At 68.8% G+C, this 6,503-nt stretch carries 3 protein-coding genes, 5 tRNA genes, 1 other RNA gene and 1 pseudogene; 9 read left to right on the top strand and 1 reads right to left on the bottom strand.

What is annotated here, in order from left to right:
• From D7X12_RS37790 to ffs, 9 genes are all read left to right on the top strand, one after another.
• Positions 1–2,869 (top strand): tetratricopeptide repeat protein (locus D7X12_RS37790; RefSeq protein ID WP_120630026.1); only part of this gene is annotated, 2,869 nt, incomplete at its 5' end.
• A gap of 137 nt (positions 2,870–3,006) precedes the next feature.
• The gene (gene serS, locus D7X12_RS37785; protein WP_120630025.1) at positions 3,007–4,287 is read left to right on the top strand and encodes a serine--tRNA ligase; all 1,281 of its coding nucleotides are present in this window, start codon (positions 3,007–3,009) and stop codon (positions 4,285–4,287) included.
• A 125-nt stretch (positions 4,288–4,412) separates the two neighbouring features.
• Positions 4,413–4,499 (top strand) — tRNA-Ser (locus D7X12_RS37780).
• 42 nt (positions 4,500–4,541) lie between these two features.
• Positions 4,542–4,631, top strand: a tRNA-Ser gene (locus D7X12_RS37775).
• A 28-nt stretch (positions 4,632–4,659) separates the two neighbouring features.
• Positions 4,660–4,736, top strand: a tRNA-Arg gene (locus D7X12_RS37770).
• A 27-nt stretch (positions 4,737–4,763) separates the two neighbouring features.
• Entirely contained in the window at positions 4,764–5,231 is a 468-nt protein-coding gene (gene tadA / locus D7X12_RS37765; protein WP_120630024.1) for a tRNA adenosine(34) deaminase TadA, read from the top strand.
• Positions 5,232–5,237: 6 nt separating this feature from the next.
• Positions 5,238–5,324, top strand: a tRNA-Ser gene (locus D7X12_RS37760).
• 13 nt (positions 5,325–5,337) lie between these two features.
• Positions 5,338–5,424, top strand: a tRNA-Ser gene (locus D7X12_RS37755).
• A 28-nt stretch (positions 5,425–5,452) separates the two neighbouring features.
• Positions 5,453–5,545: signal recognition particle sRNA small type (gene ffs / locus D7X12_RS37750), an RNA gene on the top strand.
• A 79-nt stretch (positions 5,546–5,624) separates the two neighbouring features.
• On the opposite strand, the pseudogene D7X12_RS37745 reads toward ffs, so the two are convergent.
• Positions 5,625–6,503 (bottom strand): annotated as a pseudogene (locus D7X12_RS37745) (mannosyltransferase); the annotation flags it as partial.

The raw sequence follows: 6,503 nt of genomic DNA, 5'->3' as shown, positions 1-6,503 counted from the left end.
CCTGGAAGCGGACCTCTCCGCGCCGCTGCCGCCCCCGCCCGCCTCGGGCCCCGCGGACGGCCTGGAGATGCTCAGCTTCATCGACGACACCGCCGGCAAGGACACCGGCGGCCGCGTGCCGGTGAAGCGCTTCCACGTGCGCCGCCGCTCCGGGAAGATGTTCGGCCCGTTCGAGGAAGGCGTCATCGTCAAGATGCTCGAGGACGGCCAGCTCCTCGGCAACGAGGACGTCTCGCCCGACTCGGAGAGCTGGTCCGCCATCGGCACGGTGCCCATCTTCGCCACCGCCATCCAGCGCCTGATGGAGGGCCCGTCCAAGGCGGTCCCCCTGGCGACCTCGCCCAACACCGTCAACGCGGACCCGGGCAGCGCGGAGCCCGCGAGCGGTCAGGCCAGCATGGAGCGGCTGCGCCAGCTCTACGAAGGCCGCATGGCCGCGGTGTCCGTCGTGGACCGCAGCGCCTCCGAGCTCAAGTGGAAGAAGCGCGTCCCCGTGCTGGTGGCCGCCGGCGTCTCGGTGCTCGTGCTGGGCACCGGCCTGAGCTTCGAGGCCAGCCGCTACGGAGCTTTCGGCCGCCACAAGCTCTTCCCCGCCCACGTCTCCGCCGGCTCCCCCGAGGCGAAGCTCGTGGAGGAGGCGCGCAAGGGCCTCTTGGAGGACACCTACGCCAGCTACAAGGACGCGCGCGACAAGAGCGCGAAGGTGCTGGCCTCCAAGGAGTACCCCGAGGTCCGCGCCCTGTGGTGCCAGTCCGTGGCCTACCTGCAGCGCCGCTACGCCGCCGGTGAGCGCGCCGACCTCAGCGCCTGCCAGCAGCGGATGGAGTCCATCGAGCTGTTGGGCGAGAAGAACGTGGAGGTCATCAAGACCGCCGCCGCGCTCGCGCTCCAGGCTCGCAGGGGCGCGGAGGTTCAGGCCCGCCTGCAGGACGCGTACAGCCGCGAAGGCAACCAGGGTGACCTGGAGCTCGCCTTCCTCCTGGCGGAGTCCTACGCGCAGCAGAAGGACACCGCCAACGCCATCACCACGCTGAAGAAGGTCCTGGAGCGGGACGCGAAGTCCGCCAAGGCCCACCACGCGCTGGGCAACCTGTACCAGGAGGCGGGCAAGGCGGACGACGCCGCCCAGGCCTACGCCGCCGCGCTCGAGGCCGACCCCCGGCACGCCGCGTCCGCGGTGGAGCTGGCCGCGGTGGAGCTGCTGGTGCGCAAGGCGAACATCGAGCAGGGAGCGCAGGCCGTGGAGAGCGCCCTCAAGCTCCAGGACGCGCTGGGGCCCGCCGAGCGCGCCCGCGCCCGCGGCCTCAAGGGCGTGGCCCTCTTCCAGCAGTTCAAGCCCAAGGAGGCCGAAGCCGAGCTGAAGGAAGCCCTCAAGGACAACCCGGAGTCGTCCTTCATCAAGGCCCAGCTCGCCCAGGTGCTCCGCACGCAGCGTGACTACGACGGCGCCCTGCCGCTCTACACGTCGCTCGCGGCGGAGGCCAGCGACAGCCTGGAGTACGTGGACGGCCACATCACCTCGCTGGTGATGACGGGCAAGATGCAGGACGCGCTCACCGCCGTGGAGGCCGCCAGCAAGGGCTTCCCCAACGAGGCGCGCATCGCGTACCTCTACGGCCGCATCGAGGACGCGCTCGACAGGCCCGCGGAGGCGGAGGGCCACTTCAAGCGCGCCACCGCCGCGGATCCGAAGCTCGTGGACGCGGGCCTGTACCTGGGCCGCCTGTACCTGCGGCAGCGCCGCAACGCGGACGCCCGGACCCTGCTGGAGACCGCCGCGCAGCAGGCGCCGGAGCACGCCGGTGTGCACGCGGGCCTGGGGGAGCTGGCGCTCGCGGAGAACAACAGCCTGCTGGCGCAGCAGGAGTTCGACCGCGCCATCCAGTTGGATCCCAACCTGGCGGACGCCCACCTGGGCCTGTCGCGCGTGGCCCTCCTGGGCGGCGACGCGGCTCGCGCGGAGACGAGCGCCAACCGCGCCCTGGAATTGGATCCGCACCTGCTGAAGGACGGCCGGCTGCAGCGCGGGCTCGTGCTCTGGCGGATGCACCGACTGGACGAGGCCGTGGTCGAGCTGGAGCAGGCCAAGAAGGAGGACCCCCGCTCCACCACCACCCCCATCACCCTGGGCGCGGTGCTCCTGGAGAAGGGCGACCTGGCGGGCGCGGAGAGCAACCTGGGGCTCGCGCTGCGCAACGAGCCGTCCAACCCGGAGGCGCTCTACTACCTGGGGCTCGTGCGCGCGAAGCGCTCCGAGTACACCCAGGCGCTCGACAGCATGAAGGGCGCGGTGGAGCGCGCGCCCAAGCGCCCGGACTACCACTACGCCTACGGCGTCATCCTGCGCGACGCGAAGAAGCTGCCGGAGGCCATCGAGCAGTGGCAGGCCGCCGTGGCCCTGGATCCCAACTACGCGGACGCGCACGAGGCCCTGGGCCACGCGTACCTGGAGAAGGGCGACTTCGACGGCGCCATCGCCGCCTTCGAAGCCAGCCTCCAGGCGGATCCGCAGCGCACGCGGGTGATGGGCGCCATCGGTGACGCGCTCTTCAACGCCGCGCGCTGGGACGACGCCGTGCGCCGCTACCAGGCGGCGCTCAAGGCGGATCCGAAGCTCACGTACGTCTACTACAAGGTCGCGCGCGCCTTCACGGAGCAGGCCCAGCACGCCAAGGCCATTGACTGGTACCGCAAGGCCACCACGGCGGAGCCCCAGAACCCGCAGCCCTTCTACTACCTGGGCTTCGCCTACAAGGAGCGCAACAAGCGCAAGGACGCCATCTCGGCCTTCAAGGAGTACCTGGTGAAGAAGCCGGACGCGGCGGACAAGAAGGACATCGAGGACGAGATCTACGACCTCGAACACTGACCTGCCCCCCGGCCGGGCCTCCGGGTCCGGACGGGGCACACGTCAGTCCCCGGGGTCGGGCGGCGTCCGGCCCTGAGCATGCCGGGCGTGGTGAGCCTTGCCGGCCCACGCCCAGGATGACTACAAGGCGAGCCCCTATGCTGGACCTCCGGAACGTTGCGCAGAACTTCGATGCGGTCGTCGCCCGACTGAAGACGCGGGGCGGCAGCCTGGACTTGGGCCCCTTCCAGGCGCTCTTCCTGGAGCGCCGCGACCTCTACATCTCCGTGGAAGCGCTGGCCGCGCGCCGCAACGCCGCCAACGACGAGATGAAGCGCAAGGCCAAGGAGGACCCGTCCGCGCTGGAGAAGCTGCGCGGCGACCTGCGCGGCGTCTCCCAGGAGATCAAGGAGAAGGAGACCCGCCTCAAGGAGGTCGAGGAGGAGCTCAACCGCATCCTGCTGCTCATCCCCAACGTCCCGCACGAGTCGGTGCCCGTGGGCTCCAGCGAGCAGGAGAACGTCCAGGTGAAGGCCTGGGGTGAGAAGCCGAACCTGCTCTTCACGCCCAAGCAGCACTTCGAGCTGGGCGAGTCGCTGGGCATGCTCGACTTCGAGCGCGCGGCGAAGGTGTCCGGCAGCCGCTTCACCTTCTACAAGGGCGCGCTCGCGCGGCTGGAGCGTGCGCTCGTCACGTTCATGATCGATGTGCACACGCAGAAGGGCTACACGGAGCTGCTGCCGCCCTACCTGGTGCTGCGCGAGACGATGATGGGCACCGGCCAACTGCCCAAGTTCGAGGACGACGCGTTCAAGACGTCCGGCGAGCCCGAGCGCTTCCTCATCCCCACGGCGGAAGTCCCCGTCACGAACTACCACGCGGACGAAATCCTGGAGGGCGACCAGTTGCCCATCCGCTACTGCGCCTTCAGCCCGTGCTTCCGCGCGGAGGCCGGCGCGGCGGGACGCGACACGCGGGGGCTCATCCGCCAGCACCAGTTCCACAAGGTCGAACTCGTGAAGTTCGCCCCTCCGGAGAAGAGCCTGGAGGAGCTGGAGGCCATGACGGACGACGCGTGCGACATCCTGCGCCGCCTGGGGCTGCACCACCGCGTGATGCTGCTGTGCACCGGGGACATGGGCTTCGGCGCGCGCAAGACGTACGACATCGAGGTCTGGCTGCCGGGCCAGGGCGCGTACCGGGAGATTTCGTCCTGCTCGGACTGCGGCGACTTCCAGGCGCGCCGCGCGAAGATCCGCTTCCGCGCCCAGAAGGGTGACAAGCCGCAGATGGTGCACACCCTCAACGGCAGCGGGCTGGCCGTGGGGCGCACGAGCATCGCCATCCTGGAGAACTACCAGCGGGAGGACGGAAGCGTCGCCATCCCGGAGGCGTTGGTGCCGTACATGGGTGGCCTCAAGGAGCTGCGCCCCCTGTAGTCCGCGCGGTGGTGGGGCCCCGGCGTGAAAAGGGGCCAACATCCACTTGCACCGGAACCGAAATGATGTAGAAGGGCGGCCCCACGGGCGCAGTCGGCCTGCGGGGGACCGTCGGCACAAGGTGTGGAGGCGTGGCCGAGCGGTTGAAGGCAGCGGTCTTGAAAACCGCAGAAGGTGAAAGCCTTCCGTAGGTTCGAATCCTACCGCCTCCGATTTTGAGCTTGAATTTAGCGGTTCTTTGACAGAGAAACGTTGGAGAGATGGCCGAGAGGCTGAAGGCACAGGTTTGCTAAACCTGCATACTCGTAAGGGTATCGAGGGTTCGAATCCCTCTCTCTCCGCCACTTGTCGTAAGCAGCACCGGAAGAAATTGCTCCCTTAGCTCAGCTGGATAGAGCGTCGGACTACGAATCCGAAGGCCGGAGGTTCGAATCCTCCAGGGAGCGCCATCTTCTTCTTTTTGCAGTGCGTGGCTCATGAGTGACGATCTCGCTTTCATGCAGCAGGCCCTTGTGCTCGCGCGGGAAGCAGCTTCACTCGGAGAAGTACCCGTCGGTGCGGTAGCAGTGCTGGACGGCAACGTCGTGGGCACGGGCTTCAACCGGCGCGAGTGCGACCGAAACCCCTTCGCCCATGCTGAGATGCTCGCGCTGGACGCCGCTGCGAAAGCACGCGGTGCCTGGCGCCTCTCCGGAGTCACCCTGTACGTGACGCTGGAACCGTGCGCCATGTGCGCCGGGGCGCTGGTTCAGTCTCGTGTCACGCGGCTCGTCTTTGGTACGATGGACCCGAAAGCGGGTGCGGTAGGCTCGCTGTACAATCTCGCAGAGGAGCCACGGCACAACCACCGGCTCCAGGTCACAAGCGGCATCCTGGCGGAGGACAGTCGCCAGCTTCTCAAGACGTTCTTCGAGCGCTTGCGCACGAAGCGACGTGAAAACTGAATACTTGGAGAGCTGGCCGAGTGGTCGAAGGCACCTGACTCGAAATCAGGCGTACCGGTAACGGTACCGTAGGTTCGAATCCTACGCTCTCCGCTCCATCGTCCGTGGAGAGGTGGCCGAGCGGTTGAAGGCACACGCCTGGAACGCGTGCATACTCGAAAGGGTATCGTGGGTTCGAATCCCACCCTCTCCGTTGTTATCTTCGCGCTAGCAGCACTGATTTTGTGGTCGGGACAACGTGGGGGCGCGAACCCCGCCAGGTCCGGAAGGAAGCAACGGTAGCGTACTTCCGCGTGTGTCCCGGCCGTTCTGTTTTGTCATGAAGCGCCGATGTCTCCTTCGAGGGACATCGGCGCTTCTGCTTTGCGGGCAACCCCTCCCCTGCCCGGCCGCTCAGTCGCGGGTGAGGATGGTTTCGCGGCCCACCTGGCGCGCGACGCGGAAGCCAGCCGCCTGGAGCTCCGGCAGGGCCCGGCCCTCGAAGGTGACGGCGCGGTTGAAGGTGGGGTCGCGCATGGAGGCCTGGAAGGCCGCGTCCCGGGGCCAGTCGCAGGTGCGCCAGGGGATGTTCCGGCCGATGTAGAAGAAGCCCCCGGAGCCCCACAGCCCCTCGTTCACGATGAGGAGCCCCGTCGCGTCCCCCCGGGTGGCCTGGACGATGGCGCGGAACTGGTCCCGTCGCAGGTCCTGGGAGGGGAAGCCGCCCGTCCGTACGAAGCCCAGCCACAGCGCGGAGAAGGTCAGCACGCCTCTGAGCCCCGGGCGCTGGATGCTCATCAGGGCCGTGGCCAGCTGGGAAGCGGCCGCGAGCAGCCCCAGCACGAGCGCCGGGTAGAGGAAGCGCTCCTCCTTGTGCGGTGTGGCCAGGAGGACGGCGGTGTAGACGGCCGCGCACGTGAGCGGCAGGGACAACGTGCGCCACCGGAGCAGCGATGCGAGCGACAGTGGCACGGCGGCCCAGGCCCACAGGGGCACGGCCCGGAGCAGCGGCTGCGCGTAGAACTCCGGCGGGGAAGCGCCAAACGCGGCGGCGGCCTCCCCCGACAGGACGTTGAAGCGCACGTAGGCCAGGAACGAGTGGAAGGGCGTGCCCCAGGTCAGCCAGTCGAGCAGCCCCAGCCCCAGCGCCACGCCGACACCTCCCACGCAGGCGAACGCGAGCACGCGCCACCTGCGCGCGCCGACGAGCCAGCCCAGCGCCCCCAGGACGAAGAGGGCGGACGGGTAGCGCGTCACCACCGCGAGCCCCAGGGCCATGCCCCCCAGGAGCCC

It is taken from the genome of Corallococcus sicarius (assembly GCF_003611735.1).
GTDB classification, from domain to species: Bacteria; Myxococcota; Myxococcia; order Myxococcales; family Myxococcaceae; genus Corallococcus; species Corallococcus sicarius.
This window is presented reverse-complemented; position numbering and strand designations above follow the sequence as displayed.